This window comes from Bradyrhizobium sp. CCBAU 11361, assembly GCF_028128935.1.
Taxonomy (GTDB): Bacteria; Pseudomonadota; Alphaproteobacteria; order Rhizobiales; family Xanthobacteraceae; genus Bradyrhizobium; species Bradyrhizobium niftali.
In genome coordinates, this window is sequence record NZ_LBJZ01000077.1 from 1 (window position 1) to 805 (window position 805).

General features: G+C 64.3%; 1 pseudogene. It reads left to right on the top strand.

Features of this window, described 5'->3' with window-relative positions:
• Positions 1 to 66: 66 nt before the first annotated feature.
• A pseudogene (locus XI08_RS09915) lies at positions 67 to 805 on the top strand (hypothetical protein); the annotation flags it as partial.

Genomic DNA, 805 nt, shown 5'->3' on the forward strand with positions numbered 1-805 from the left:
GAGAAAGGCCTGGAGGCCGCCCGACGCTATGCCAGGGTCGCGCCAGCGTCAGCGCATGCCCAGCATATGCCGTCGCACATCTTCACGCGCGTCGGCTATTGGAAGGAGTCGATTGCCTCCAACGTCGAATCGTCGCGTGTCGCGAACGCGGACAAAGAGGGTCACGATCAGCTGCACGCCATGGATTACCTAGTCTACGCCTATCTACAACTCGGGCAGGACGAGAAGGCCGCAGCCGTTATCGGGGAGATGAACGCGGTCACCGGGTTCACCGAGACTTTCATCGCTGGGCCATACGCGCTGGCCGCTTCGCCGGCACGCTACGCGGTGGAGCGCGGCGATTGGAAGGCCGCCGCGGCGCTTCAAGTCCGTGCCAGCCCGCTGCCTCACGTGCAGGCGGTCACCCATTTCGCGCGAGCGCTAGGCGCAGCCCGCTCGGGCAATCCTGAAGCCGCTAAGGCAGATATCGCCAAGCTCGCCGAGTTGCGGGACAAGCTGCGAGATGCGAAGGATGCTTATTGGTCGGAGCAGGTAGACATTCAGCGGCAGGTCGCTACCGCCTGGATGCTCTATGCCGAGGGCAAGCGCGACGACGCGCTGAGAGTGATGAGCGCAGCCGCCGATGCTGAAGACAAGACCGAGAAGCATCCGGTGACGCCGGGCGTACCCAAGCCGGCTCGCGAACTCTATGGTATCATGCTGCTCGATAGCGGTAACGCCAGGGACGCGCTCGTCGCCTTTGAAGCGACGCTGAAGAAGGAGCCAAACCGGCTAGGCGCCTACGTGGGCGCGGCGAAGGCCGCCG